Source organism: Amycolatopsis rubida, assembly GCF_900115345.1.
GTDB classification, from domain to species: Bacteria; Actinomycetota; Actinomycetes; order Mycobacteriales; family Pseudonocardiaceae; genus Amycolatopsis; species Amycolatopsis rubida.
The window spans coordinates 1085424-1110542 of the sequence record NZ_FOWC01000002.1 but is presented as its reverse complement, the minus strand read 5'-3'; the positions used below and the strand labels follow the sequence as shown (position 1 = coordinate 1110542).

The window sequence follows — 25119 nt, the reverse complement described above, 5'->3', positions numbered from 1 at the left end:
TCCGGGGGAAGCCGGGAAAGGATCATCCCGTGACGAATCTTGCGATGAACACGGAAAGACCCGTCGCGGACGAGGCGGTCGCGCTCGCCCGGGCGGCCGCCGGCGCCTCGGGGGCCGAAGTCCGGGAAATCACCGAGATCGCGGAAATGACGGCGGTCGGAGTCCTGTTCGAGACGATCTGGCGGTCCGCGCCGGGAACCCGGCCGGTGACCACGGAGCTGCTGCGCGCGCTGTCGTCGGCAGGGAATTACGTGGCAGGCGCGTTCGCCGGCGGAGAACTGCTCGGTGCGTGTGTCGGCTTTTTCGGAAATCCCGGAAAAGGCAGTCTGCACAGTCACATCGCCGGGGTGTCCAAGGCCGGCGCGGGTCGTGGAATCGGATACGCGCTGAAATTGCATCAGCGCGGCTGGGCGCTGGCGCAGGACGTCTCGACGATCAAATGGACCTTCGATCCGCTGGTGCGCCGCAACGGCTATTTCAACCTCGGCAAACTCGGCGCGCTCCCGGTGCGTTACCTGCCAGATTTCTACGGGCCGATGGCGGACGGCATCAACGGTTCGGGCGACACCGACCGGCTGATGGTGTCCTGGGACCTGGCCAGTCCGACCGTGCGGGCCGCCGCGTTCGGCGAGCCGATTCGCACGGACGCGAAGGTTTTGCTCGACCAGGGCGCGGCAGTGGCCCTTGAAGTAGCCGCGGACGGCGGTCCGGCCGCCGGCGAAGCGGACGCGCCGGTGGTGCTCGTCGCGGTCCCGCCGGACATCGAAGGCCTGCGCGCCACCCATCCCGGCAAGGCGGACGCGTGGCGGGCCGCGCTGCGCGAATCGCTCGGCGGGCTGATGGCCGCGGGCGGCCGGGTGACCGGCTTCGACCGAGCCGGCTTCTACGTGATCTCCAAGGAGGAGCAGTGAAACTCAGCGGTGTGGAACTGCGCCGGGTGCAGATGCCGCTCGTCGCCCCGTTCCGGACTTCGTTCGGCACCCAGTCCGTCCGCGAGCTGTTGCTGCTGCGCGCGGTCACGCCGGCCGGCGAGGGCTGGGGCGAATGCGTGACGATGGCCGGGCCGCTGTACTCGTCGGAGTACAACGACGGCGCGGAACACGTGCTGCGGCACCACTTGATTCCGGCGCTGCTGGCCGCGCAGGACGTCACCGCGGCGAAGGTGACGCCGCTGCTGGCGAAGTTCAAGGGCCACCGGATGGCCAAGGGCGCGCTGGAGATGGCTGTTCTCGACGCCGAACTGCGCGCGCACGAGCGGTCGTTCGCCGCCGAACTCGGCTCGGTGCGTGATTCCGTGCCGTGCGGTGTTTCCGTCGGGATCATGGACACCATTCCGCAGCTGCTCGACGTCGTGGGCGGGTATCTCGACGAGGGCTACGTGCGGATCAAGCTGAAGATCGAACCCGGCTGGGACGTCGAGCCGGTGCGTGCGGTGCGCGAACGCTTCGGCGACGACGTGCTGCTGCAGGTCGACGCGAACACCGCCTACACCCTCGGCGACGCGCCGCAGCTGGCCCGCCTCGACCCGTTCGGCCTGCTGCTGATCGAGCAGCCGCTGGAGGAGGAGGACGTGCTCGGCCACGCCGAACTCGCTCGCCGGATCCAGACGCCGATCTGCCTCGACGAGTCGATCGTGTCGGCGCGCGCGGCGGCGGACGCGATCAAACTGGGCGCGGTCCAGATCGTGAATATCAAACCCGGCCGCGTCGGCGGTTACCTGGAAGCACGGCGGGTGCACGACGTGTGCGCGGCCCACGGGATCCCGGTGTGGTGCGGCGGGATGATCGAGACCGGCCTCGGCCGGGCGGCGAACGTCGCGCTGGCCTCGCTGCCGAACTTCACCCTGCCCGGCGACACCTCGGCCTCGGACCGGTTCTATCGGACCGACATCACCGAGCCCTTCGTGCTGTCCGGCGGGCACCTGCCGGTGCCGACCGGACCGGGCCTCGGCGTGGCACCGATTCCGGAGCTGCTGGACGAGGTGACCACGGCAAAGGTGTGGATTGGTTTGTAGCCCGCTACGAATTCCGGAGGTAGATTTGGTCGGATCGGACCAGCCGGTCCGCGCGAGGCCGGATCTACCTTCGGGGGGTGCTGACACCGGTGCCGAGCAAGCCGCACACGAGTCTGGGACGCGTCCTCGAAGCGCTCGGGGACGTGCTCCTCGAACCGGTCGCCGTCGGCCGCGACACGCGGCGGCAGCTCGGCGGGGTGGTGATCCACGATCCGCACGACGACGCGGAGTTCCCGGCGCAGGCGGTGGTCCTCGGTGTCGGGGTCCGCGAATCCGACGAGATCGTGCAGCTGGTGCACGCCGTCGCCGCGCGCGGGGCGACCGCGCTGGTCGTGCGGTCGCCGGTCGCCGTGTCGAGGGAACTCGTGCGCGCGGCCACTTCCTCCGGGGTCGCGCTGCTCGGGCTCGCCAGCGGCGCGTCGTGGGCGCAGCTGGCCGCGATGCTCCGCACGTTGCTCTCCGAGGGCGACGTCGGCGACGTTTCTCCGCAGACGCTCGGCGGGATGCCCTCCGGCGATCTTTTCGCGCTCGCCAACGCCATCGCCGCGCTGCTCGACGCTCCGGTCACCATCGAGGACCGCAACTCGCGCGTGCTCGCGTTCTCCGGCCGTCAGGACGAGGCCGACCCCTCGCGCGTCGAGACGATCCTCGGCCGTCAGGTGCCCGAACGGTTCACTCGGGAGCTGGAGCAGGACGGCGTTTTCGAGCGGCTCTACCGCGACCAGGGCCCGGTTTACGTCTATCCGGGGCACGGCTACGACAAGAAGATCGTCATGATTCGTGCCGCGCTCGCGGTCCGGGCGGGTGACGAAGTGCTCGGGTCGATTTGGGCCGCTGTGGACAAAGAGCTAAGCGAAGAACGTACTGCGGCTTTGCTCGACGCCTCGAAAATCGTGGCGCTGCATATGCTTCGGCTGCGCGCGGGGGCCGACGTCGAACGCCGGTTGCGCGCCGATCTGGTCAGCACCGCGCTCGAAGGCGGTTCCGGCGCGCAGGAAGCCATCGCGCGCCTCGGGCTGCTGGGGCAGCCGACGATCGTGCTCGCCATGGGATTGATCGAGGCACCCGACGACGACCTCCGGCTGGTCGCGGAACGCCAGCGGGTCGCCGACGCGTTCGCCATGCACCTGAGCGCCGTTCAACCCCGGTCGGCGGTCGCGCTGGTCGGCGACGTCGCGTACGGCATCGTCCCGATGCCCGGGAACCACGGCGATTGCCGCGAACGCTCGGTGCGCGTCGCGTCGACGTTCCTGGAACGCACCGGCCGCCGGGTGGCCGCGGTGATCGGCATCGGCCCGCTGGCCCTGGACGGATCCGGCCTGCGCGCCTCTCGCGACGGGGCCGACCGTGCGTTACGCGTGTTGCTCACCAACGGCGGCTCGAAGCGGGTGATCACCGCGGAGGACGCGCACATCGAGGCGTTGATGCTGGAACTGGCCGACCTTTCCACGGCGCGTGGCGATGTCGCGACCGGGCCGATCGCGCGGCTTCTGGAGTACGACAGGAAGCATCAGTCCCAGTTGGTGCACACGTTGCGGTGCTGGCTTGATTCGTTCGGCGACATCAGCGCGGCTTCGGCCGCGGCGTATGTGCATCCGAGTACGTTCCGGTACCGGTTGCGCAGGCTGGCCGAGGTCGGCGGGATCGACCTCGACGATCCGGGGGACCGGTTCGCGGCGATGGTCCAGTTGCACCTGCTGCCGCGCGTGGAGCGGGCCGAGGAGCGATCGTGAGTGGCAATCCCGGTTAGAGCCGGCATTGCCCGCCGCTCTCCTCCCTTACCGGGAACCCCCGCCGCAACCTTCCTGCGAACTCACCAACCCCGCCCCTCTCGCACCCGCCACCATGGGAACCCGGCGGCCCCGCACCCCACGCATTCCCGCCTGCCGCCGGGATAGTCCACTGTAGACAGGAGGGTCATGGCCACCGCATCCGAAACGATCGTCCGCCGCGCCGAGGAGGTCGGCGTCGAGGTCCGGCTGCACGCCGCCGAGATCGACGGCACCCGCGGCCTCGGCATCGGCGAGGACGTCGCGGTCGTCCCCGCTTCGGTGTTCAAGGTCCCGATCGCGCTGGAGCTGGCCCGCCAGGCCGCCGAAGGCGCGCTCGATCTCGGTGCCCGCATCACCGTCAAACCCGGACACCCGACGCCGAGCCCGTACGGCCTCGCCACCTTCCGCCACGAAGTCCAGATGTCCTGGCACGATTTGGCGATTCTGATGATCGGAATCAGTGACAACGTCGCCACCGACCTGATTCTCGCCGAGGTCGGCAAAGCCGCGGTAAATGACACGTTGCGGCGGCTCGGATTCACCCGAACCGTCGTGCCGCAGGACTGCGGCGAACTGCTCGCCACGATCGGCGAAGACCTCGGCGTCTCCTACGAGGACGACGAACGCGCGCTCGCCGAACTCACCTACGAACAGGTTTCCGGATTGCGCGCGCTGCAACCGGAGAAATCCTGCCGCACCACCGCCGCCGAAATGACCCGGCTGCTGGGCCTGATCTGGCGCGACGAGGCGGCCGCCCCGGAGGCGTGCGCGGACGTCCGGCGCTGGATGGAACTGCAGGTCTGGCCGCATCGCCTGCGTTCCGGGTTCCCGGACGATCGCGTCCGCACCAGTGGCAAAACCGGCACGTTGCCCGCCGTGCGCAACGAGGTCGGCGTGGTCGAGTACCCGGACGGCGGCCGGTACTCGGTCGCCGTGTTCACCCGCGCCGGGGATTCCCGCTCCCGGGTGCCCGAGCGCGACACGTTCATCGGTTTCGCCGCGGCCACGGCGGTGGAGTCGCTGCGCACGGCCTGATTCGTCGGAGCGGAGGAACTTTCCCCGCGCTCTCCTCGGTCCGGACGAACAAGTGACGTCCGCCACCGACCTAGCATTTCCGAAACGCCGGTCCACCATCCCCCGGACAGAAGGTGCACATGTCGAAAATTTCCGAAATCGAGACCTGGCTTCAGGAGAATTTCGCCGCTCTGCTCGCCAAGCATCAGGTTCCCGGAGCCGCGATCGCGGTGCTCGCCGACGGCGAGGTGATCGACCACGCGGCGGGCGTGGTGAACAAGGGCACCGGCGTGGAGTCCACTGTGGACTCGGTGTACCAGATCGGGTCGATCACCAAGGTGTGGACGACGACGCTGGCCATGCAGCTGGTCGACGAGGGCAAACTGGACCTCGACCGGCCGGTGCGCGACTACCTGCCGGAGTTCGTGCTCGGCGACGACAAGGCCGCGGCGGAGATCACCGTCCGGCAGCTGAGCTGTCACACCGCCGGTTTCGAGGGCGACATCTTCACCGACACCGGCCCCGGGGACGACTGCGTGGCGAAGCTCGTCGCGACGCTGTCCGACGTGCCGCAGCTCTTCCCGCCCGGCGAGCGGTTCTCCTACAACAACGCCGGCTACTGCGTGCTCGGCCGTGTCATCGAGGTGCTGCGCGGCAGGTGCTGGGACGACTGCGTGCGCGACCACCTCTTCGCGCCGCTCGGCCTGACCCACGCGGCGTCCGGTCCCTACGATGCGATCCGCTACCGCGCCGCGATCGGCCACGTCTCCCCGAAGCCGGGCGAGGACCCGGTGCCCGCGCCGGTCTGGGCGCTCACCCGCTCGAACTCGCCCGCCGGTTCGACGCTCGCGATGCGTCCGCGCGACCTGCTGACGTTCGTCCGGATGCAGCTGAACGACGGCAAGGCCGACGACGGCACCCAGGTGGTCCTGCCGGAGTCGCTGCTCGCGATGCGCGAACCGCAGGTGGACGTGCCCCGCCTCGGCATGGCCGAGCACTGGGGTCTCGGCTGGATGCTTTTCGACTGGGACGGCGGCAAGGTGATCGGCCACGACGGCGGCACCATCGGCCAGTCGGCCTTCCTGCGCGTGGTTCCGGAGAAGGGCGTGGCGGTCGCGCTGCTGACCAACGGCGGTCAGCCGATGCACGTGTACCAGGAGATCTTCGCGAAGCTGCTGGACGAACTCGCGGGCGTCACTGTTCCGGAGCGGCCCGAGCCGAATCCCGCCGCCGCTCCGGCCGACTTTTCCCGGTACGTGGGCGAGTACACGTCGATGGTCGCCGACACCGTCGTCACCGAGGAGGACGGCAGGCTCTGGATGCAACGCAGCCCGAAGGGAATCTTCGCCGAGATCGGTGCGCCTTCGGGGAAAGAAGAGCTGTTTCCGTCCAAGGGCGACACGTTCGTCGCCAAGACTGAACAGCTGCCGGGTGTCTACATGGCACACGCGTTCGTCGGCGACGACGGCCACGGCCGCGCACAGTTCCTCCACACCGGACGCGCGGACCGACGGGTCTCCCCGTGAGCGGGATCCGCGCGCGGATCGAGGCCGTCTTCGCCGACGCTGGCGCGGAGGGGTTCCTGCACGCCCGGGAAATCGGCGTGCCCGGCCCTGAGGTGTCGGCAGGCGGAGACGCCCCGGTCGTCCTCGCCTCGGTGTTCAAGATTCCGGTGGCGCTCGCCTATGCCCGCGAGGTCGCCGCCGGACGGCTGGACGACACCGAACGGACCAAGGTGACCGCGCGGTACCGGATCGGCGGCATCGGCACCGCGGGTTGCGCCGACGACGTCGAGATGAGCTGGCGCGACCTCGCGCACTTCATGCTCACGATGAGCGACAACGCCGCGACCGACGTGCTGTACCACCGGCTCGGCCAGGAAAAGGTGGACCGGGTGCTGGCCGATCTCGAGCTCGCCCGCACCCGGCTGATCGGCTGCTGCGAGGACCTGTTCGCCTCCGTCGTCGCGGATCTCGGCGGTGCCCCGGACGCCGATCTCGAAGCGTTGTTCGCCGAAGCCACTCCGGAGCAGATGGACAAGCTGTCGGTCCGGGACCCGGAACGCACCACGTCGTCCACGCCGCGCGAGATTACCGAATTGCTCGACGCGATCTGGACTGACCGCGCGGGCGAACCGCAAGCGTGCGAACGGGTCCGCACGATCATGGCCCAGCAGATCTGGCCGCACCGGCTGTCGTCGGGCTTCCCGCCCGGCGTCGCGGTGGCGGCGAAAACCGGGACGCTGCCCGGAATCCGCAACGAAGCAGGCGTGGTGACCTTGGGGGACGGCCGCCGGTTCGCGGTCGCGGTGTTCACTCGCGCGCAGTCTCTCGAAGACCGCCTTCCCGCGGTCGACGCGTCCATCGGCGCCGCCGCCCGGCTGGCGCTCGACCACCTCCAGAGCGTGACCCCGTAGGAGAAATCCCATGAAAACTGCCCGGCTCACCGCCGCGATGGCGGGCGTGGTGGCCTTGACCGTGAGCGCGTGCGGGGGATCAGCGCAATCCGGGACGGACCGGACCGCGAACCAGAAACTGGTCGACGGCAAGACCTTCACCTATGCCATCCCGACCGATCCGGGAACGCTCGACCCGGCGATCACCGTGCTGTCGGTCGCCCGCAACCTCGACCAGTTCCTCTACGACGCGCTGATCAACCTCGACGCGAAGGGCCAGCCGGAGGCGGCGCTCGCCGAGAAATGGGAAGCCACCACGACCACGGCGTCCTTCACCCTGCGCAAGGGCGTCACCTGCTCCGACGGCAGCCCGCTGACCGCGGCCGACGTGGCGGCGAACATCAACTTCGTCGGCGACCCGGCGAACAAGTCCCCGCTCGCCGGCGTCACGGTGAAGAGCGGCACGAAGGCGGTCGCCAACGCGGACAAGGTCACCATCACCAGCGGGGCGCCGGACGCGTTCCTGCTTCGCAACATCGCGGGTCTGCCGATCGTCTGCGCCAAGGGGCTGGCCGATCGGAAGACGCTCGCCAAGGGCGAGAACGGCACCGGCATGTTCACCATGTCCGAGATCGTGCCGAACGACCACTACACGCTGACCCGGCGCAAGGACTACCGGTGGGGTCCGGGCCAGTTCGACCCGAAGCAGCGGGGATTGCCGGAGAAGGTCACCATCCGGGTCATCCCGAACATGACCACGACGTCGAACCTGCTGCTGTCCGGCGAGGTCAATGCCGCCTCGGTGATCGGGCAGGACCAGCAGCGGCTCAAGGCACAGCGGCTGTACCACGCCGACATCGTTTCCCCGTTCGGCGAGCTGTTCTTCAACCAGGCGCCCGGCCGGTTCGGCGCGGACCAGGCGATGCGCCGCGCGCTGACCCAGGCGATCGACCTCCCGCAGGTCGCGAAGGTGCTGACCCGCGACGGCAGTGCGCCGGTCAAGGGGATGGTCACCATCGAACCGCGGCCGTGCGAGGGTGATTCGGCCACCGGGAAGATCCCTGGTTTCGACGTCGCCGCGGCCAAGGCCGCGCTCGATCAGGCGGGCTGGAAACCGGGGCCGGACGGCATCCGGGTCAAGGACGGGAAGCGGCTCGCGCTGACCGCGATCTACGGGACGCAGGCCGGTCCGACGATGCCCCCGGGTGCGGAGCTGATGCAGCAGGGCTGGAAGAGCGTCGGCGTTGACGTCACGCTGAAGGGGGTCGACAGCCCGGGTCTGAGCCAGTCGTTGTTCGCCACCGGCGAGTGGGACATCTCGATGGCTCCGCTCGGCCTCACCCTGCCGAGCCAGCTGGTGCCGTTCATGTCCGGCGGGGAACCGCCGCAGGGCACGAACTTCGCGCACATCAAGAACTCGCAGTACGACGCGCTGGTCGCCAAGGCGGCCACGCAGGCCGGGCAGGCGGGCTGTGCGGACTGGATGGCCGCGGAATCGGCGCTGTACGAGCGGCAGGACGTCGTGCAGTTCGCGAACTCGGTGGTCCCGACCTACGGCAGCAACGCGAAGTTCGACATCGTCAACGGCTACATCAAGCCGGCCACGATCCGGATGTACGCCTGATGGCCGGCGCGATCGCCGTCGCGGGCCCGAAGGTCAGTCCCTGGCTGACCTTCGGCGCCCGCCGCCTCGGGCGGTTCGTGGTGTCGCTGTGGGTGCTCGTGAGCATGGCGTTCCTGATGATTCAGCTCATCCCGGGCGATCCGGTGCGTTCGGCGCTCGGCCTGACCGCGCCGATCGAGCTGGTCAACGCCCGGCGTGCCGCGCTCGGGCTGGACCATCCGCTGTGGCAGCAGTACCTCGACTACTTCGGCGGGCTGTTCCGCGGTGATTTCGGCACGTCGATGCTGACCGGGCAGCCGGTCGGCGACGTCATCGCCGACCGGCTCCCGGCGACACTGCAGCTGGCGTTGCCCGCGTTCGTGGTGGTCATCGGACTGGCGATTCCGCTGGGCCTGACGTTCGCCGTGCTGACCCGCGGCGGCCGGCGCCGCGGTGCCGAACTGGGCTTCACCTCGACCACCGTGCTGTTCGCCGCGATTCCGGAGTTCCTGGTCGCGGTGGCGCTGGTGGCGTTCTTCGCGGTGCAGCTCGGCTGGTTCCCGGTGGCTGGACACGACGGCGCGGGTTCGCTGGTGCTGCCGATCATCGCGCTGGCGCTTGGTCCGACCTCGACGCTGTCCCGGATCGTCCGGGTGGAGACGCTTTCCGTGCTGGGCAACGACTTCGTCCGCACCGCGCGGGCGAAACGACTGCCCGCCCGGCTGGTCTACCTGCGCCACGCGCTGCCGAACGCGCTGACCGCGACGCTGACGCTCGGCGGGCTGATGCTCACCAGCCTCGTCGCGGGCACCGTGCTGGTGGAGAACGTGTTCGCCTGGCCCGGCCTCGGGTCCACGATCTCACAGTCCATTCTGCAGAAGGATTACCCGCTGGTGCAGGGGATTGTGCTCGTGTACGGCATCGGCGTGCTGCTGGTGAATCTCATCGTGGACCTGCTGCTCGCGGTCCTCGATCCGCGTTCGACGATCCGGGAGAACTGAGATGGCGAAACGGCGCGGACAACAATGGCTGGCCGCCGTGCGCACCCCGCTCGGCGCGTTCGCCGCGGTTCTGCTCGTGGCGGTGCTCGCGGTCGCGGTGCTGGGCCCGATCCTGTGGCAGGACGCGGCTTCGGCGATCGACACGAACGCGATCAGCCAGGGTCCCTCGGGCGGCCATCTGGTCGGCACGGACGAACTGGGTCGCGACATTTTCTACCGCGTGCTCGTGGCGACCCGGCTTTCGGTGTTGCTGGCCCTGATCGCCGCGGCGCTCGGCGTCGCGACCGGTCTCGTGCTCGGCATGCTGCCCGCGGTGCTGCCGCGTCCGCTCGGCAGACTGCTGACGGCGGCGGTGAACATCGCGGTCGCGTTCCCCGGCCTGCTGCTGGTGTTGTTCTTCGCGGTGATTTTCGGCGTGGGCACCCAAGGCGCGGTGATGGCGATCGGGTTCGCGCTGGCCCCGCAGTTCGCGCGGCTGACCCAGACGTTGTCGGCTTCGGTGGCCGGGCGGGACTTCGTATCCGCCGCCAGGGTCGCCGGAGTGGGCCGGATCCGGTTGCTGTTCCGGCACATCCTGCCGAACATCGGCGAGCCGCTGGCGGTCAACGCCACCATCGGCGCCGGTGGTTCGCTGCTGGCGTTCTCCGGGTTGTCGTTCCTCGGGATCGGTGTACAGGCCCCGGATTACGACTGGGGGCGGCTGCTCAACGAGGGCCTCAACGGCATTTACGTCAACCCGGCGGCGGCGCTCGCGCCCGGCGTCGCGGTGGTGATCGCCGGGCTCGCGTTCAACCTGTTCGGCGAGACTGTCGCCGGAGTGATCGGCGTGCGGACCCGGCTGCCGCGGCTCACTCCCCGGGTGCGGCGTAAGTCCGAAGTGGACTCAGTTGCCGCGGATGACGCCGTGTTGGTGGTCGAGAACCTGGAAGTCGCGTTCCCGCGGCCGACGGGCTGGACGGTTCCGGTGCGCGGCGTGAGTTTCACGGTGCGGTCGGGCGAGGCGATCGGGGTCGTCGGCGAATCCGGTTCGGGCAAGAGCTTGACCGGGCTCGCGGTGTCGCGGCTGATCGAATCGCCCGGTTCGGTGACCGCGGACCGGTTGGACTTCGCCGGAACCCCGGTGCTCACCACGCCGGAACGCGCAGTGCGGACGCTGCTCGGGACGTCGCTGGCGATGGTGTTCCAGGACCCGATGACCTCGTTCAACCCGACTCGCCGGATCGGCCGCCAGCTCGCCGAGGTTTCCGAGCAGCACCACGGACTTTCGCGGGCCAAGGCGTTCGAGCGGGCCGTCGACCGGCTGCGCGCGGTACGGATTCCGGCGGCGGAACGGCGGGCGAAGCAGTACCCGCACGAGTTTTCCGGCGGCATGCGGCAGCGCGCGATGATCGGCATGGGCCTGATGGGTGACCCTCGGCTGATCATCGCCGACGAACCGACGACCGCGCTGGACGTGACCGTGCAACGGCAGCTGTTGCGGTTGCTGGCCCAAACCCGCGCCGAACGGGACACCGCGATCATCCTGATCAGCCACGACATCGCGGTCGTTTCCCAGACGTGCGAACGGATTCTGGTGATGTACGCCGGACGGATCGTGGAGGATCTGCCCGCCGCCGGAGCGGACATCGCGCCGCGGCATCCGTACACGCGGGCGCTGCTGGCCACGACGCTCGACCTGGAGACGGACCCGGACGCGCCGCTCGCGGTGATCCCCGGCCGCCCGCCGGAACCGGACCAGATGCCCGCCGGCTGCGCGTTCGCGAGCCGGTGCCCGGTGGCGACCGATCGATGCCGCGAGGAGGACCCGGAGCTGACCGTGCTCGCGCCGGAACACCGGGTGGCGTGCTGGCATCCGGATGCGGCACTGCCGGAAGAAGCGGGGCTCGTCGTGGCGGGAGGGGCGGAATGAGCGAGGCTTGCCGCCGCTGGCCAAGGTACGTGAGGGAATCAGAGTCCCTGAGGGTTCCCCTCACGTACCGCCGAGCGGGGCACAGGCCGGATGAGGGAGGGGCGGAATGAGCGAGCTGGTTTTCGATTCGGTCAGCGTCCGGTACGGCGGACGGCGCGGGCTCACCGCGGTGGACGGCGTTTCGCTGACCGTCCCGGCGGGCAAGGTGGTCGGCCTCGTCGGCGAGTCGGGCTCAGGCAAGTCGACGCTGGCGAAGGCGGCCGTCGGGTTGTCGCCGGTGAGCGCCGGACGGGTGCTGCTCGGCGGCGTCGACGTGCGGAAGCTGCCGCGTCGACGGCCGCTGCAGATGGTGTTCCAGGATCCGTATTCCTCGCTGAACCCGCGAATGACCATCGGCGAGTCGGTCGCCGAAGCCATGCCGCGCGGGACGAACCGCTCCGCCGAGGTCGCCCGCCTGCTTGAGCTGGTCAATCTCGATCCCGAACGGGCCGCGCATCTCCCGGGCCAGCTGTCCGGCGGGCAGCGGCAACGTGTCGCGCTCGCCAGGGCGCTCGCGGGCCGTCCCGAAGCGCTGATCGCCGACGAGATCACCTCCGCGCTCGACGTTTCGGTGCAGGGCGCGGTGCTCAACCTCGTGCGCTCGGTGCAGCGACAGCTCGGCCTGTCGATGCTGTTCATCTCGCACAACCTCGCCGTGATCCGGTATCTCAGCGATTTCGTCGCGGTGATGTACCTCGGCCGCGTCGTCGAAGCCGGACCGGCCGGGCAGGTGCTCACCGATCCGCAGCATCCCTACACCCGCGACCTGCTCGACGCCGCTCCCTCGGCGCACAAGTCGCTGTTCGACCAGGAACCCGGCGCGACCGCGGACGCGGAACCGCCGGATCCGCACCATCCGCCCGCCGGATGCCGGTACCACCCGCGCTGCCCGGTCGGCCCGCTCGTGCGCAGCGACCGCGAGATCTGCCTCCGGGCCGATCCGGCCGAGGACACCGCGCCCCGCAGGCACGCCGCGGCCTGTCACTTCCTCATCCGACCACAAGAAGGCCGGCCCCCGCTCGGCACATAACCGTTGCCACAAAGCCATTAGGCCGTGGCTGCGGTCGGATGAGCAACGATCAGCACAGTAGCGAACCCGAGGGCCACGAGCCCGCGATCTCTCAAGGAGCCAGCGTATGACCCGCCGTCTCGGCATCGATGACCTGTACGACCTCGCCGCGCCAAGCCAGCCCGCGCTTTCGCCGGACGGCAGCCGGATCGCCTACGTGGTCCGGACCGCGGACCGGGAGGAGGACCGGAACGTCGACGCGCTGTGGACGGTCGGCGCCTCCTCCGGCGAAGCCCGCCAGCTCACGCGCGGAAACGCGGACGCGGCGCCGAAATGGGCTCCGGACGGTTCCCGGCTCGCGTTCCTGCGCGCCCAGGACGGCCCGCCGCAGGTCTGGGTTCTCCCGGCGGACGGCGGCGAGGCCGAGCAGCTCACCAAGCTCCCGCTCGGTGCGGGCGCACCGGTGTGGAGCCCGGACGGCAGCAAGATCGCGTTCTCCGCGCCGATCGACCTCGCCGCGGTTGCCGAAGCACCGCCGGCGAACACGCCGATCGTCGCCGAGCGGCTGGACTACAAATCCGACGGCCCCGGGCTGCTGAAGACGCTTCGCAGCCACGTGCACGTCCTCGACGTCGCCACCGGCGAAGTCCAGCAGCGCACCTTCGGCGACTGGCACGCGGGCCAGCCCGCCTGGTCGCCCGAGGGCAAGCACGTCGCGTTCACCGCGGCCTTGGACGCCGACGCCGACCTCACCTTCCGCTCCGCCGCCTACGTCCTCGACGTCACCGAGCGGAACGCCGAACCCCGGCTGGCCGGCACCGATGAGGGCATGGCGGGCACGGTCGGCTGGACGAAGGACGGCAAGGCACTGCTGGTGGTCGGCCGCACCGACACCACCACCGGGCACCTCGGTCTGCTTCGCGTTCCGCTCGACGGTGGCGAGACGGTCAACCTGGCCGCCAGCCTCGACCGCAACGTGATGCCTGGCGGCCCCGGCTACCCGGGTGCGCTGCCGCAGCCGAACGAGGCGGGCGATGTCGTGCTGTTCGCGATCCGCGACCGCGGCTGCACTCATCTGTACGAAGTGGACCTTGCCGGTGGCGAGCCTCGTGCGGTGCTGACGGGCGACGGCAACGTGGTGTCCGGAGTGGACTTAGTTGGCAATCAGGCCGCGATTGTGTTGGCTACTAATGAATCCTTCGGCGAGATCGCCGTACTCGACCGCACCACGGGCAAAGTCGACGTGCGTACGAAGCACGGCGAAGCAGTGTCCGAAGTGGAACTGTTCCCCCGCGAATCGCGCGAATTCACCATCAGCGACGGCACGGTCGTTCAGGGCTGGCTCATCCGCGACACCGAACGCACCGGTGCGCAGCCGTTGCTGATCGACATCCACGGCGGCCCGCACAACTCCTGGAACGGCGCCGCGGACTCGATTCACCTGTACCACCAAACCCTTGCCGCGCGCGGCTGGGCAGTGCTGCTGATCAACCCGCGTGCCAGCGACGGCTACGGCGAAGCGTTCTACACTGCGACGGTCGGCGCGTGGGGCCAAGCGGACGCACCGGACTTCCTCGAACCGATCGACCAGCTCGTCGCCGAAGGTCTCGCGGACCCGGACCGCCTCGCCGTCACCGGATACAGCTACGGCGGCTTCATGACCTGCTACCTGACCAGCCGCGACGACCGCTTCGCCGCTGCCGTGGCCGGTGGCGTGGTCAGCGACCTGACCAGCCTGGCCGGCACGTCCGACGGCGGACATTTCATGGCTGTCAACGAATTCGCCGGACTCTCGTGGAGCCAGTACGAGAACTCCTCTCCGCACGCGCAGGTCGAGAACGTCCGTACCCCGACGCTGATCCTGCACGGCGGCGAAGACGTCCGCTGCCCGGTCGGCCAGGCTGAGCAATGGTTCACCGCGCTGCGCGAGCGCGACGTGCCGTCCCGGCTCGTGCTGTACCCGGGCGGCGCGCATCTGTTCGTTTTGGACGGTCCGCCGTCGCACCGCGTCGACTTCAACCGGCGCGTGGTCGACTGGGTCGAGCAGTACGCCGGTTCGCGGGTGCCGATCGAGGCCGCGCACTGGAGCCGTCGCCTGGCGGAACTGGCGCGCAAGCACGACGTTCCCGGTGCGTCGCTGGGAATCCTGCGCGTCGACACCGGCGAGGAGGTGTTCGCGACCCACGGCGTGCTGAACAAGAGGACAGAGGTCGAGGTCACCGAGGATTCGCTGTTCCAGATCGGCTCGATCTCCAAGGTGTGGACGTCGACCGTGGTGCTGCAGCTCGTCGACGAGGGCCTGCTCGACCTCGACGCGCCGATCGTCGACGTGCTGCCCGAACTGCGCCTGTCCGATCCGGAGGTGACCAAGCGGGTCACCATGCGGCATCTGCTGACGCACACCAGCGGCATCGACGGCGACATCTTCACCGACACCGGCCGCGGCGACGACTGCATCGAGAAGTTCGTCGATCTGCTGGAGGAGGCCGCGCAGAACCATCCTCTCGGCGCGACTTTCTCCTACTGCAACTCGGGTTTCGTCCTCATGGGCCGGGTGATCGAGAAGCTCACCGGGAAGACCTGGGACGCCGCGATGCGGGACAAGCTCTACACCCCGCTCGGCCTCACGCACACCGTCACGCTGCCGGAGGAGGCGCTGCTGTTCCGCGCCGCCGTCGGTCACGTCGCGCCGGATGACCAGGACCCGGCTCCGGCTCCGGTCTGGCAGTTGCCCCGCTCGGCCGGACCGGCAGGCCTGATCACCGCCCGCACGAAGGACGTCCTCGCCTTCGCCCGCCTGCACCTCACCGGCGGCCTGACCGAGGACGGCACGCGGATCCTGTCGGCGGAGTCGGCCGCGGCCATGGCGGAAAAGCAGGCGGATGTCCCGGACAAGCACACCCTCGGCGATTCGTGGGGCCTCGGCTGGATCCGCGACGACTGGGGTGGTCGGCGCGTCATCGGCCACGACGGCAACACGATCGGCCAGTCGGCGTTCCTGCGCCTGTTGCCGGACGCGGGCCTCGCGGTCACGCTGCTGACGAACGGCGGCCACGCTCGGGACCTGTACACCGAGCTGTACCGGGAAATCTTCGCCGAACTCGCTGACGTCGCCATGCCGCGTCCGCTCGAACCCCCGGCCACGCCGGTCACCGTGGACGTGAGCCGGCACCTCGGCGTGTACGAACGGGCTGGCGCGCACGTCGAGGTGGTGGAGCGCGAGGGCGGTTTGCGCGTCGTGTACACGACGACCGGACCGCTGGCGGAGCTGATGCCGGACAAGGTCCAGGAGTTCGACCTGGTGGCGGTCTCGGACACGCTGTTCGTGCTCCGCATGCCGGGCGGGCAGTTCTGGACGCCGGTGCTGTTCTACACGTTGCCGACCGGGGAGCCGTACCTGCACTTCGGCGCGCGGGCGACGCCCAAGGTGTCCTGAGGACTGCGGGGCCGGGCGTTCGCTGCCCAGCCCCGCAGCCGGGTCAGTCCTTGCGCCGGGCCAGAAAGCGCACCAGCAGCAACACCAGGCACGCCACCGCTATCCCACCGCCGAGGTAGCGGTATGTGGCGTCCAACCCGGCGAACTGGCCGATCGAATTGGCGGCGGCACCGGCGAGAAAAACCAGCCACAGCAAGGTAGTCACCACGGGGCCGCCCGCGGTGCGGCTTCGGGAAGTTTCCATGCCGGGAACACTATGCAGCGGCGGAGGGGGCGGACAGGCTGTGGACACCCAAGTTGACGGTGGTGCCTGCGCTACCTAGAGGGTCTCGTGAGTGCTGATCACGGTGAGAACCGTGATCAGCACTCACGAGCGCAGATAAGCCAGCACCGCCAGCACCCGCCGATGCCCGTTGTCCTCCGGCAGCCCCAGCTTCGCGAAGATGTTGCGGATGTGTTTGAGCACCGTCCCGTCGCTGACCACCAGCAGCTCCGCGATCGTGGCGTTGTTGTAGCCCTCCGCCATCAACCCGAGCACCTCGCGTTCGCGCGCGGTCAGTGCGTCGAGGGGGTCGCGACGGTGCGCCAGCAGCTGGGCCACCACCTCCGGGTCCATCGCCGTGCCGCCCTCGACCACTCGATGCAGTGAGTCAAGGAACGTGGCGACCTTGCCCACGCGTTCTTTGAGCAGGTACCCGACCGCGCCCTTGCCGTCCGCGAGCAGCTCCGCCGCGTAGCGGGTCTCCACGTGTGCGGAGAGCACCAGCACCGGCAGCCCGGGGTGCAGCTGCCGCGCCTGCACGGCCGCTCGCAGGCCCTCGTCGGTGTGCGTCGGAGGCAGCCGGACGTCGGTGATCACCGCGTCCGGCCGGTCCGTGCGGACGAACGCGAGAAAGTCGTCGGTGTGGTCGAAAGCCGCGGCGACCTCGATGCCCGAGGTGTCCAGCAGCAGCACCAAACCTTCTCGCAGCAGGGCGTCGTCCTCGACGATCACGACCCGCATGGCAACTCCACTTCCAGAACAGTCGGTCCACCGGGCGGACTCGTGAGCGTGACCGTCCCGTCGAAAGCTTCGGCGCGTTTCCGGATCCCGGCCAGTCCGCTGCCCTGGGATTCGTCCGCGCCGCCGCGGCCGTCGTCGCGGATTTCGATCCGCACGGTGTCGACGGTGCCCCCGAGCGTAATCGACGCGTGTTCCGCGCCGGAATGCTTGGTCACGTTCGCCAGCGTTTCCGCGACGATGAAGTACACCGCCGCCTCGACCGCGGCCGGGCGGCGCGCGGAACTGCGAACGTCCACAGTGCACGGAACCGCGCATCGGTCGGCGAGGGCGGTGATCGCGCCGTCGAGGCCGCGGTCGGTCAGCAGCGGCGGGTGGATGCTCCGCACGACCGTGCGCAGTTCGGCGAGCGCTTCGGTCGCCGCGTCCTGTGCTTTGCCGAGCAATTCCCTTGCCTTGCCCGGATTTCCCTCGAAAAGCTGGTCCGCGATCCCGAGCTGCAGCACGACCGCGGACAGCCGCGCCTGCGTCCCGTCGTGCAGATCGCGTTCGAGACGGCGGAGTTCGGCCCCGTGCGCCTCCAGCGCGGCGGCGCGGGTCGCGGTCAGCTCGACGACCCGGTCCGTCAGCGAAGCACCGGGCCGCGGGCCGAGAAGCGCCCGCGTCGCAAGGGCCTGCCAGCGAGCCAGCGGTGCGGCCCAAAAGGTGAGCGCGATCATGACGATCCCGCTGAACACACAGAGCGCGGCCAGCGGCCACGAGTTCACCACGAACGCCAGCGAACTGGGGATCCCGCCGGGCACCAGCCACCAGAACACCCCGGTGAGAATCTGCCGCAGTCCGCCGAGCGGCAGGCTGAACGCGAGCACCCCGACGATGAAGCCGACCACCGCGTGCACCGCGAGCCACGCGAGATCCCGCAAGCTCGCTGGGTCACGAATGGGCGAAACGTTGGCGTAGGGCTCCTCGATCGGCTCGCCGAGCCTGCGCCCGGCCCGGCGGCGTTCGAACCGCAGCGGGTAGCGGAGCAGTTTGAGCGCCACCGGAAGCGCTGGGATCCCGACGCCGATCAGGCACGTCGCGAGCACGATGGCTATCGCGAAAAAGAGCAGCATGGCAAGGAACGAGGTCGCGGCCCCGACCAGCAAGTAGCGGAGTCCGGACCACCACGAGCGCAGCCACCTTTTCACCCGCACAGTGTCCCATTAGGACCTCCCTACCGGGCGTGGTGGTGCCTGCGCTACCCCCAAGACTCTCGCGCTCGGGATCGTTTCCGTGCTCCCGCCGCCATAGTTTCGCAAGGACAGAAATCCGCTGGTCCGAGGAGCGACACGAAGATGAACACAGGCGGAACACCCGCCCTGAGGCTGGAAGCGGTGCGCAAGATCTACGGCTCCGGCGACGGCGCGGTCACCGCGCTGGACGGGGTGTCGGTCGGGATCCAGCGAGGCTCGTTCACCGCGGTCATGGGGCCGTCCGGGTCGGGCAAGAGCACTTTCCTGCACTGCGCGGCCGGGCTCGACCGGCCGAGTTCGGGAAAGGTGCTGCTCGGCGAAACCGAACTCGGCGGACTCCGGGAGCGAGCGCTCACCGAATTGCGCCGGACCCGGATCGGGTTCGTTTTCCAGGCCTACAATCTGCTGCCGTCGCTGAATGTGCTGCAGAACATCACCCTGCCGATGCGCCTGGCAGGCAAGAAGCCGGACGCCCGCTGGCTGCGCGAGATCGTCGACGGCGTCGGCATCGCGAAGCGGCTGGAGCACCGCCCGGCGGAACTGTCCGGCGGCCAGCAGCAGCGCGTCGCGATCGCCCGCGCGCTGATCACCCGGCCCGAGGTCGTGCTCGCCGACGAACCGACTGGTGCGCTCGACACCCGCACCGCGCGTCAGGTGCTCGACCTGTTGCGCACCGTGGTCGACCAGATGGGCCAGACCGTGCTGATGGTCACCCACGACCCGGTCGCCGCGTCCGCCGCGCACGGAGTGCTGTTCCTCGCCGACGGCAAGCTCGCCGGCCACCTCCCGCAGCCGACCCCGGAGCGGGTCGCGCAGCGGCTGACCCACCTCGGGGAGTGGTGACCGACATGTGGTCGTTGGCCTGGCAGACGACGAGGGCCCGGCTGAGCGGGTTCGTCGGTGCGTTCATCGCGATTCTCTGCGGCACCGCGCTCGTCGCGGGCTGCGGCATTCTCCTGGAGTCCGGCCTGCGCGCCGGAGTCCCGACCCAGCGCTACGCCGACGCGGCCGTGGTGGTCGGCGGACCGCAGACCACGAAACCGCCTGGATCGGATTTCGGCGAGTCCGAGCAGGTCACCGAACAGACCACGGTGCCGGAGACACTGATCGACCGGATCGCGGCAGTGCCCGGCGTGCGCCAGGCAGTGCCGGAGCAGGACTTCCCGGCGAACGTCGTGACCTCCAGCGGCAAGGTGCTCACCGGCCCGAACGGAACTCCGTCGCGCGGACACAACTGGGACGCGGCCGTGCTGGCCCCGTTCTCCCTCCGGGAAGGGCACGCTCCGGAAGCGGCGAACGAGGTGGTTCTCGACGCGGAACTGGCTGCCCGCGGCGGAGTTTCGGTCGGCAGCACAGTGCGGGTTTCGACCCGTTCCACGCCGATGGAGTTCCGGGTCACCGGCATCGCCGCGCCCCAGTCCGGCAACGGGTTGACCCGGCAGTCGGCGTTGTTCTTCTCCGCCGCGCGCGCCGCTGATCTTTCCGGGAAGCCGGGGCAGGTCCACGCGATCGGCGTGCTCGCCGCTGCTGGAGCATCGACGGGCGATCTGGAAGACCGCGTCAGCGAGGCGGTCAAGGGCGAACCGGTCACGGTGACCGCGGGGATGGAACGCAGCACGGTCGAATTCCTCGACGTGAGTCAAACCCGGGTGCTGCTGTTCGCGCTCGCGGGTTCGTTCGGGGGGTTCGCGATCCTGGTCGCGGTGTTCGTCGTCTCAAGCACGCTCGCACTGGTGATCAACCAGCGACGGCGCGAATTCGCGCTGCTGCGGGCGATCGCCGCCACCCCGAAGCAGATCCGCAAGCTGATCGGCGCCGAAACCATGCTGGTCGCGAGTCTCGCCGGAGTGCTTGGCGCGGGTCTGGGCGTGGCCGTCGGCTACGGATTGCGCAACTCCTTCGCCGCGGTCGGCGTGATCCCGGCGGACTTCGGCCTCGCGATCGGCCCGCTTCCGCTCGTCGTCGCGTTCCTGCTCGGCCTGGGCGCGGCACGGCTGGCCGCGTGGTCGGCAGCACGGCGTCCGTCGTCGATCCGTCCGATCGAAGCGCTCGGCGAGGCGGCCGTGGAACGCCGCGAACTCGGCCGGACCCGGCTTCTCATCGGCTGGCTGCTGGTGGTGCTCGGCTTCGGCGGCTCGACTGTCCCGATGTACGTGACCGGCCCGGGCGCGCTCGCGGCCTCCTCGATGTCCGCGCTGGTGGTCGTGATCGGGCTCTCGTTGCTCGGGCCGAAGGTGATCGCCTTCGCGACCCGGATCATCGGCCCGGTGTACTCCGGCGTCTCGCGGATCAGCGGCTACCTGGCCGCGGCGAACAACCAGGCCAACGCCCGGCGGCTCGCGTCGGCGGTGACCCCGGTGCTGCTGGCGGTCGCGTTCGCGCTCTCGATGTTCTACAGCCAGACGTCGTCCGCCGCCGCCACCCAGGAGCAGGCGGTCCGGTCGACGACCGCGGACCATGTCCTGACGAGCACGACCGGCGCGCTGTCGCCGGAAGTCGCCGCGGCGGCGCGGGCGATCCCCGGAGTCGCGGCGGCTACCTCGGTGATCCGCACCGACGTCGTCACCACGGTCAAGGAGGACCGGCGGCTGCGCGTCATGAAGTATCCGGCGCAGGGCCTGAACGGCGACCAGGTGCGCGGCGTGCTCGACCTCGGTGTCGTGTCCGGGAACCTGGCCGACCTGCGCGGCGACACTGTCGCGATGAGCAAGGGCGAAGCCGATTGGTACGACAAGAAAATCGGCGACGAGGTCGGCTTCTGGTTCGGCGACGGCCGTCCCGCGAAGGTGAAACTGGTCGCGGTCTACACGCACAACCAGGCGTTCGGCGAGTACGTGCTGCCCGCCGATCTCGCCCGCGAGCACACCGGGGACCGGATGGACAGTTCCGTTCTGGTGCGCCAGGACCCGAACGCGGATCCGGCCGCGGTGACCGCCGCGTTGCGCGAGCTCAGCGCCCGTTACCCAGGCCTCACCGTAACGCCCGGCTCCACAGTTTCGGCGTTGGAAAGCGCTTCGGCACAGCAGCAGTTCTACCTGAACCTCGTCGCGGTCGGCGTAATCCTCGGCTACGTGGTGATTTCGGTGGCCAACACTCTGGTGATGACCACCGCGCAGCGTTCGCGGGAATTCGCCTTGCTGCGGCTGATCGGCACCACGCGAGGCCAGGTCGTGCGAATGATGCGCCTGGAAGCGTTGACGACCGCGGGCATCGCGGCACTGCTCGGCACCGTGGTGGCAGCAATTCCGTTGGCAATTCTCAATCTCGCCCTGCGAGACACCCCGCTGCCGTCCGGAACGCCCGCGGTGTTCGGCGGAATCATCGCCGGAGCTTTCTTGCTCAGCCTGGTTTCGCTCGGTCTGTCCACTCGGGTCACCTTGCGCGCCAAGCCCATTGACGCCATCGGCCTCCGCGAATAAGAAGGAAGAACAATGCGCACTTCGCTGAAACGGATTTCGGTGGCGGTTCTCACCGCGACGGGCTTGCTCCTGCCCGCCGCGGCGGACGCCGCGCCGTCTCGTTTCCTCGACCAAACCACGATTCCCGATTTGCAGCGCGCCATGGACCACTGGCAACTGACGTCGGAGCAACTCACTCGCGGATACCTGCGCCGGATCGAAGAGCTGAACCCCACACTGCACGCCGTCGTGCAAACCAATCCGGACGCGCTGGCGGCGGCGAGGGAAAGCGATTCTCGCCGCCGGACCCACGCCTCCCGCAGTGCCCTGGAAGGAATTCCAGTGCTGCTGAAGGAAAACATCGACACCGCGGACCGGCAGACCACCACCGCGGGATCCACCGCGATGCTCGGTTCGCGGCCAGCGAAAGACGCGTTCCTGGTCCAGCGCTTGCGCGCCGCCGGTGCTGTCGTGCTCGGCAAAGCGAACCTGTCGGAATGGTCGAACTTCCGCTCGATCGGGCAGATCCCAGGCTGGAGCGGCGTCGCAGGCCAGACCCGCAATCCCTACGCACTGGACCGCAGCCCGTGCGGTTCCTCAAGCGGATCGGCAGTCGCCGCGGCGGCTGGTCTCGCGACGGTCGCCATCGGCACCGAGACCGACGGCTCGATCGTGTGCCCAGCAGCCGCGACCTCGACCGTTGGCGTGAAAACCAGCCTCGGTGTCGTGAGCCGCGCCGGCGTCGTGCCGGTCACCGCCCAGCACGACACCCCCGGCCCGATCGCACGCAACGTCACCGACGCCGCACTCACCCTCTCCGTGCTAGCCGGTGCCGACCCAGCCGACCCCGCCTCGGCGGCCGCCGCTTCAGCGATTCCGAATGACCTGCGGTTGGACCGAAATGCGTTGCGCGGCAAGCGTATCGGCGTCTGGCGAAAGGGGCACGCCGGCATCGATCAACAAGCCGACCGCGTCTTCGAGTCCACAGTGCACACTCTGCGTTCGCTCGGCGCGACGGTCGTCGACGGGGCAGAGGTCGAGGACGTCTCCTGGTCGGTCAAACCGGATCTCTTCCCCGCGTTGCTGACCGAGTTCAACCACGACCTGAACGCCTACCTCGCCGCGACCCCCGGCAATCACCCGCGGAACCTGTCCGAGCTGATCGCCTGCAACGACCAGCACCGCGACGTCGAAATGCCGCTGTTCGGCCAAAGCTTGCTGATCGACGCGAACAAGGCCGGCAGCAACCTGAACGACCAGGCATACCGCCGCCACCGCTCCGCCGCGACCGGCATCGCGCAACGGTCGATCGACGACGTACTGGCGTCGAAAGGTCTCGACGCGATCGTCACCCTGAGCGGCTTGCCCGCCTCGCCGCTGGACCGCCCAGGCGACCCGAGGTTCTTGAGCAGCACCCGCAACACGTCCGTCGCCGGTTATCCGAACATCACCGTGCCAGCCGGCTTCGCGGGACCGCTGCCCGTCGGAATCTCTTTTCTGGGCACGAAATACCGCGACGCGCAGCTGCTCAGCTTCGCCTACGCGTACGAGCAGGCGGCACATGCGCGGCAGGCACCTCGGTACCTGCCCGCTGCTTAGCCGGTCAGCTGCCCGGCGGCGTCCACGGACCCGCCGGGAGCCCGACCTGGCGGAGGACGTCGGCGAGGTTGTAGTAGTCGGTGACCTGCTGGATCCGCTCGCCCCGGAGGTCGATCAGCGTGCTGGCCGGCACACGGAACGACTTGCCGGTGGCGGGCCGGGTCTTGTCGAACGCTCCGGTGTCGGTGCCGGAGAATGTCCAGCGCACCGCGACGCGATCGCCGGAGCGGAACGCGTCCCGCACGTCCACGTGCGCGTCGCGGATGCTTCTCTCGGTGATGTTGACCCAGTTCTCGACCCCTTGACGCCCGCTCATCGCGACCTGGAACGCGTTGTCCCGGTAGGTGCCGTCGTTGGTGAACAGCGAGGCCATCTCGGCGGCGTCGCCGGCGTTCCAGGCCTCCGCCCACGCCTTGACGACGTGCGGAATCCGAGAGCTGGCCTGCGCGGTGCTGACCGCACTGCCCGCGACCAGCGCAGCCGCGATTCCGCTCACAACGATCTTCTTCATGGCCTTTCCTCCTCAAGTTCGACTTACAGCTGTAACCATATGGTCATAACCTAACATGTGTAAACCCATATCGCTAACGGTTGTAAGCTTGCGGGCGTGAACGCAGCAGAAGGACGCTCCCGGAACCGCCGCGGCGAAGGCTCCCGGTTGCGGGAGGAGATCGTGCGAGCAGCGGCCGAGATCCTCGACGAAGGCGGCAGCGAAGACGCGGTCACCCTGCGCGCGGTCGCCCGGCGGATCGGCATCGCGGCCCCGTCGATCTACCGGCACTTCACCGATCGCGACCAGATCCTGCTGGCCGTGGTGCGGGAAGCGTTCGCCGAACTGAAGGAGCGGATCGAGGCGGAACTGGCCGAGATGGACAAGCCGGACGCGCGGCTGCGCTCGGTGTGCACGACGTACCTCGACTTCGCCCTCGAACGCCCGAAGCGCTACCGCATCCTGTTCGGCGGCGTATGGAACGCCGCGCGGGCGGCGGAGAACCCGGAAATGACCCCGGCGGCGGAGCAGATCGGACAGGACGTCTTCGCCCTGCTGGCACAAGCGGTCCAGGACTGCGCGGACGCTGGCCTCTCACGCAGCACCTCCGCGTTCTCCGACGCGACTGCGCTGTGGGCCGGACTCCACGGCCTGGCCGAACTCCGCCCGGCGGCCCCGATGTTCCCCTGGCCGGACGGGGTTTTGGCGGTGCTGGTGGACCGGCTCGCGTTGCTGGACTGAGCCTCTGCCGTGGCGAGCTGGTGCCCCAATGCCGCTTTGGGTGTGTGGGATGCACCGGACACCGCTTTGGGTGCGTGGGATGCACCCAAAAGCCGGATTGGGGTTTCCCGGTAGCTGTGGTGCGCGGCCTCGCTGCGGTGATGCGCAGCACCGCAGCGAGGCTTTCTCCGCTCCCGCTCCCGCTCCCGCTCCCGCTCCCGCTCCCGCTCCCGCTCCCGCTGGCGTCTGTGAGGGGAACCCTGCGGGAATCAGATTCCCTGACGGTGGCCCTCACAGGCGTTCACGACGGGCAGGCCGAGGGCAGCTTCTCGCCCGCCTCGCGGCTGCGCCCGCAGGGGCTGCCGCGGCGGACTGGCGCGCGGTGGCGAGGTCCGTGTAGGGCTCCTTGAAGGAATCAGATTCCTTCAAGGAGCCCTACACAGACCTCCGCGGAGAGAGGACCCGCCGCCGCGCCTCGTGGGTTG

The 25119-nt window shown here is 69.4% G+C and carries 19 protein-coding genes; 15 read left to right on the top strand and 4 right to left on the bottom strand.

All coding sequences use genetic code 11. The annotated features are described in order from the left end of the window. Positions 1–44 precede the first annotated feature (44 nt). The 11 genes from BM362_RS14085 to BM362_RS14035 all read left to right on the top strand — a co-directional run bounded on the left by BM362_RS14085 (position 45) and on the right by BM362_RS14035 (position 16192). Positions 45–911, top strand: a complete 867-nt coding sequence (locus tag BM362_RS14085) for a GNAT family N-acetyltransferase (RefSeq protein ID WP_093573359.1) — start codon at positions 45–47, stop codon at positions 909–911. After that, on the top strand, positions 908–2014 hold the full coding sequence (gene menC, locus BM362_RS14080; protein WP_093573358.1) for an o-succinylbenzoate synthase: 1107 nt from the start codon (positions 908–910) through the stop codon (positions 2012–2014). The genes BM362_RS14085 and menC overlap by 4 nt, the downstream gene beginning before the upstream one ends. Positions 2015–2091: 77 nt before the next feature. Beyond that, complete coding sequence (locus BM362_RS14075; protein ID WP_093573357.1) at positions 2092–3747, top strand: PucR family transcriptional regulator; 1656 nt, start codon at positions 2092–2094, stop codon at positions 3745–3747. Between the two features lie 186 nt (positions 3748–3933). Continuing rightward, positions 3934–4821 (top strand): serine hydrolase, encoded by an 888-nt coding sequence (locus BM362_RS14070; RefSeq protein WP_067575723.1) that lies wholly within the window; start codon positions 3934–3936, stop codon positions 4819–4821. A 119-nt stretch (positions 4822–4940) separates the two neighbouring features. Further along, positions 4941–6326, top strand: a complete 1386-nt coding sequence (locus BM362_RS14065; protein ID WP_093573356.1) for a serine hydrolase — start codon at positions 4941–4943, stop codon at positions 6324–6326. After that, positions 6323–7216, top strand: coding sequence for a serine hydrolase (locus BM362_RS14060; protein ID WP_093573355.1), 894 nt, complete (start codon positions 6323–6325; stop codon positions 7214–7216). Before BM362_RS14065 ends, BM362_RS14060 begins: the two co-directional genes overlap by 4 nt. Positions 7217–7226: 10 nt before the next feature. After that, a complete protein-coding gene (locus BM362_RS14055; protein WP_093573354.1) occupies positions 7227–8819 on the top strand; it encodes an ABC transporter substrate-binding protein in 1593 nt (530 codons plus the stop codon). Continuing rightward, positions 8819–9799, top strand: a complete 981-nt coding sequence (locus BM362_RS14050) for an ABC transporter permease (RefSeq protein WP_093573353.1) — start codon at positions 8819–8821, stop codon at positions 9797–9799. Before BM362_RS14055 ends, BM362_RS14050 begins: the two co-directional genes overlap by 1 nt. A 1-nt stretch (position 9800) precedes the next feature. Next, complete coding sequence (locus BM362_RS14045) at positions 9801–11708, top strand: dipeptide/oligopeptide/nickel ABC transporter permease/ATP-binding protein (protein WP_093573352.1); 1908 nt, start codon at positions 9801–9803, stop codon at positions 11706–11708. Positions 11709–11814: 106 nt separating this feature from the next. Further along, positions 11815–12777 (top strand): ABC transporter ATP-binding protein, encoded by a 963-nt coding sequence (locus BM362_RS14040; protein WP_093573351.1) that lies wholly within the window; start codon positions 11815–11817, stop codon positions 12775–12777. A 106-nt stretch (positions 12778–12883) separates the two neighbouring features. Beyond that, positions 12884–16192: a serine hydrolase gene (locus tag BM362_RS14035; protein WP_093573350.1), complete on the top strand. Its 3309-nt coding sequence runs from the start codon at positions 12884–12886 to the stop codon at positions 16190–16192. Positions 16193–16235: 43 nt separating this feature from the next. Here BM362_RS14035 and BM362_RS14030 read toward each other — a convergent pair whose 3' ends face one another. From BM362_RS14030 to BM362_RS14020, 3 genes are all read right to left on the bottom strand, one after another. Then, on the bottom strand, positions 16236–16436 hold the full coding sequence (locus BM362_RS14030) for a hypothetical protein (RefSeq protein WP_067575740.1): 201 nt from the start codon (positions 16434–16436) through the stop codon (positions 16236–16238). Between the two features lie 123 nt (positions 16437–16559). Then, positions 16560–17195, bottom strand: a complete 636-nt coding sequence (locus BM362_RS14025) for a response regulator transcription factor (protein WP_093573349.1) — start codon at positions 17193–17195, stop codon at positions 16560–16562. Beyond that, a complete protein-coding gene (locus tag BM362_RS14020; protein ID WP_167545286.1) occupies positions 17183–18382 on the bottom strand; it encodes a sensor histidine kinase in 1200 nt (399 codons plus the stop codon). Before BM362_RS14020 ends, BM362_RS14025 begins: the two co-directional genes overlap by 13 nt. Before the next feature lie 147 nt (positions 18383–18529). On the opposite strand from BM362_RS14020, the gene BM362_RS14015 reads away from it, so the two are divergent. From BM362_RS14015 to BM362_RS14005, 3 genes are read left to right on the top strand one after another with little or no spacing between them, the layout of a single operon-like run. Then, a complete protein-coding gene (locus BM362_RS14015) occupies positions 18530–19270 on the top strand; it encodes an ABC transporter ATP-binding protein (RefSeq protein WP_067575744.1) in 741 nt (246 codons plus the stop codon). 5 nt (positions 19271–19275) lie between these two features. Beyond that, on the top strand, positions 19276–21846 hold the full coding sequence (locus tag BM362_RS14010) for an FtsX-like permease family protein (RefSeq protein ID WP_093573456.1): 2571 nt from the start codon (positions 19276–19278) through the stop codon (positions 21844–21846). 12 nt (positions 21847–21858) lie between these two features. Continuing rightward, positions 21859–23424: an amidase gene (locus BM362_RS14005; protein WP_093573347.1), complete on the top strand. Its 1566-nt coding sequence runs from the start codon at positions 21859–21861 to the stop codon at positions 23422–23424. A 4-nt stretch (positions 23425–23428) separates the two neighbouring features. Here the strand turns inward: BM362_RS14005 and BM362_RS14000 are convergent, their stop codons facing one another. Then, a complete protein-coding gene (locus tag BM362_RS14000) occupies positions 23429–23935 on the bottom strand; it encodes an SgcJ/EcaC family oxidoreductase (protein WP_067575759.1) in 507 nt (168 codons plus the stop codon). 96 nt (positions 23936–24031) lie between these two features. On the opposite strand from BM362_RS14000, the gene BM362_RS13995 reads away from it, so the two are divergent. Further along, positions 24032–24655: a TetR/AcrR family transcriptional regulator gene (locus BM362_RS13995; RefSeq protein WP_093573346.1), complete on the top strand. Its 624-nt coding sequence runs from the start codon at positions 24032–24034 to the stop codon at positions 24653–24655. Positions 24656–25119 lie beyond the last annotated feature (464 nt).

Bases quoted from the DNA above. Each gene is read 5' to 3' on its own strand.
- BM362_RS14045 (WP_093573352.1), top strand. From the start codon at position 9,801: ATGGCGAAACGGCGCGGACAACAATGGCTGGCCGCCGTGCGCACCCCG.
- BM362_RS14025 (WP_093573349.1), bottom strand. From the start codon at position 17,195: ATGCGGGTCGTGATCGTCGAGGACGACGCCCTGCTGCGAGAAGGTTTG.
- BM362_RS14050 (WP_093573353.1), top strand. From the start codon at position 8,819: ATGGCCGGCGCGATCGCCGTCGCGGGCCCGAAGGTCAGTCCCTGGCTG.
- BM362_RS14030 (WP_067575740.1), bottom strand. From the start codon at position 16,436: ATGGAAACTTCCCGAAGCCGCACCGCGGGCGGCCCCGTGGTGACTACC.
- BM362_RS14010 (WP_093573456.1), top strand. From the start codon at position 19,276: ATGTGGTCGTTGGCCTGGCAGACGACGAGGGCCCGGCTGAGCGGGTTC.
- BM362_RS14070 (WP_067575723.1), top strand. From the start codon at position 3,934: ATGGCCACCGCATCCGAAACGATCGTCCGCCGCGCCGAGGAGGTCGGC.
- BM362_RS14040 (WP_093573351.1), top strand. From the start codon at position 11,815: ATGAGCGAGCTGGTTTTCGATTCGGTCAGCGTCCGGTACGGCGGACGG.
- BM362_RS14000 (WP_067575759.1), bottom strand. From the start codon at position 23,935: ATGAAGAAGATCGTTGTGAGCGGAATCGCGGCTGCGCTGGTCGCGGGC.
- BM362_RS14085 (WP_093573359.1), top strand. From the start codon at position 45: ATGAACACGGAAAGACCCGTCGCGGACGAGGCGGTCGCGCTCGCCCGG.
- BM362_RS14005 (WP_093573347.1), top strand. From the start codon at position 21,859: ATGCGCACTTCGCTGAAACGGATTTCGGTGGCGGTTCTCACCGCGACG.
- BM362_RS14035 (WP_093573350.1), top strand. From the start codon at position 12,884: ATGACCCGCCGTCTCGGCATCGATGACCTGTACGACCTCGCCGCGCCA.
- BM362_RS14065 (WP_093573356.1), top strand. From the start codon at position 4,941: ATGTCGAAAATTTCCGAAATCGAGACCTGGCTTCAGGAGAATTTCGCC.
- BM362_RS14055 (WP_093573354.1), top strand. From the start codon at position 7,227: ATGAAAACTGCCCGGCTCACCGCCGCGATGGCGGGCGTGGTGGCCTTG.
- BM362_RS14015 (WP_067575744.1), top strand. From the start codon at position 18,530: ATGAACACAGGCGGAACACCCGCCCTGAGGCTGGAAGCGGTGCGCAAG.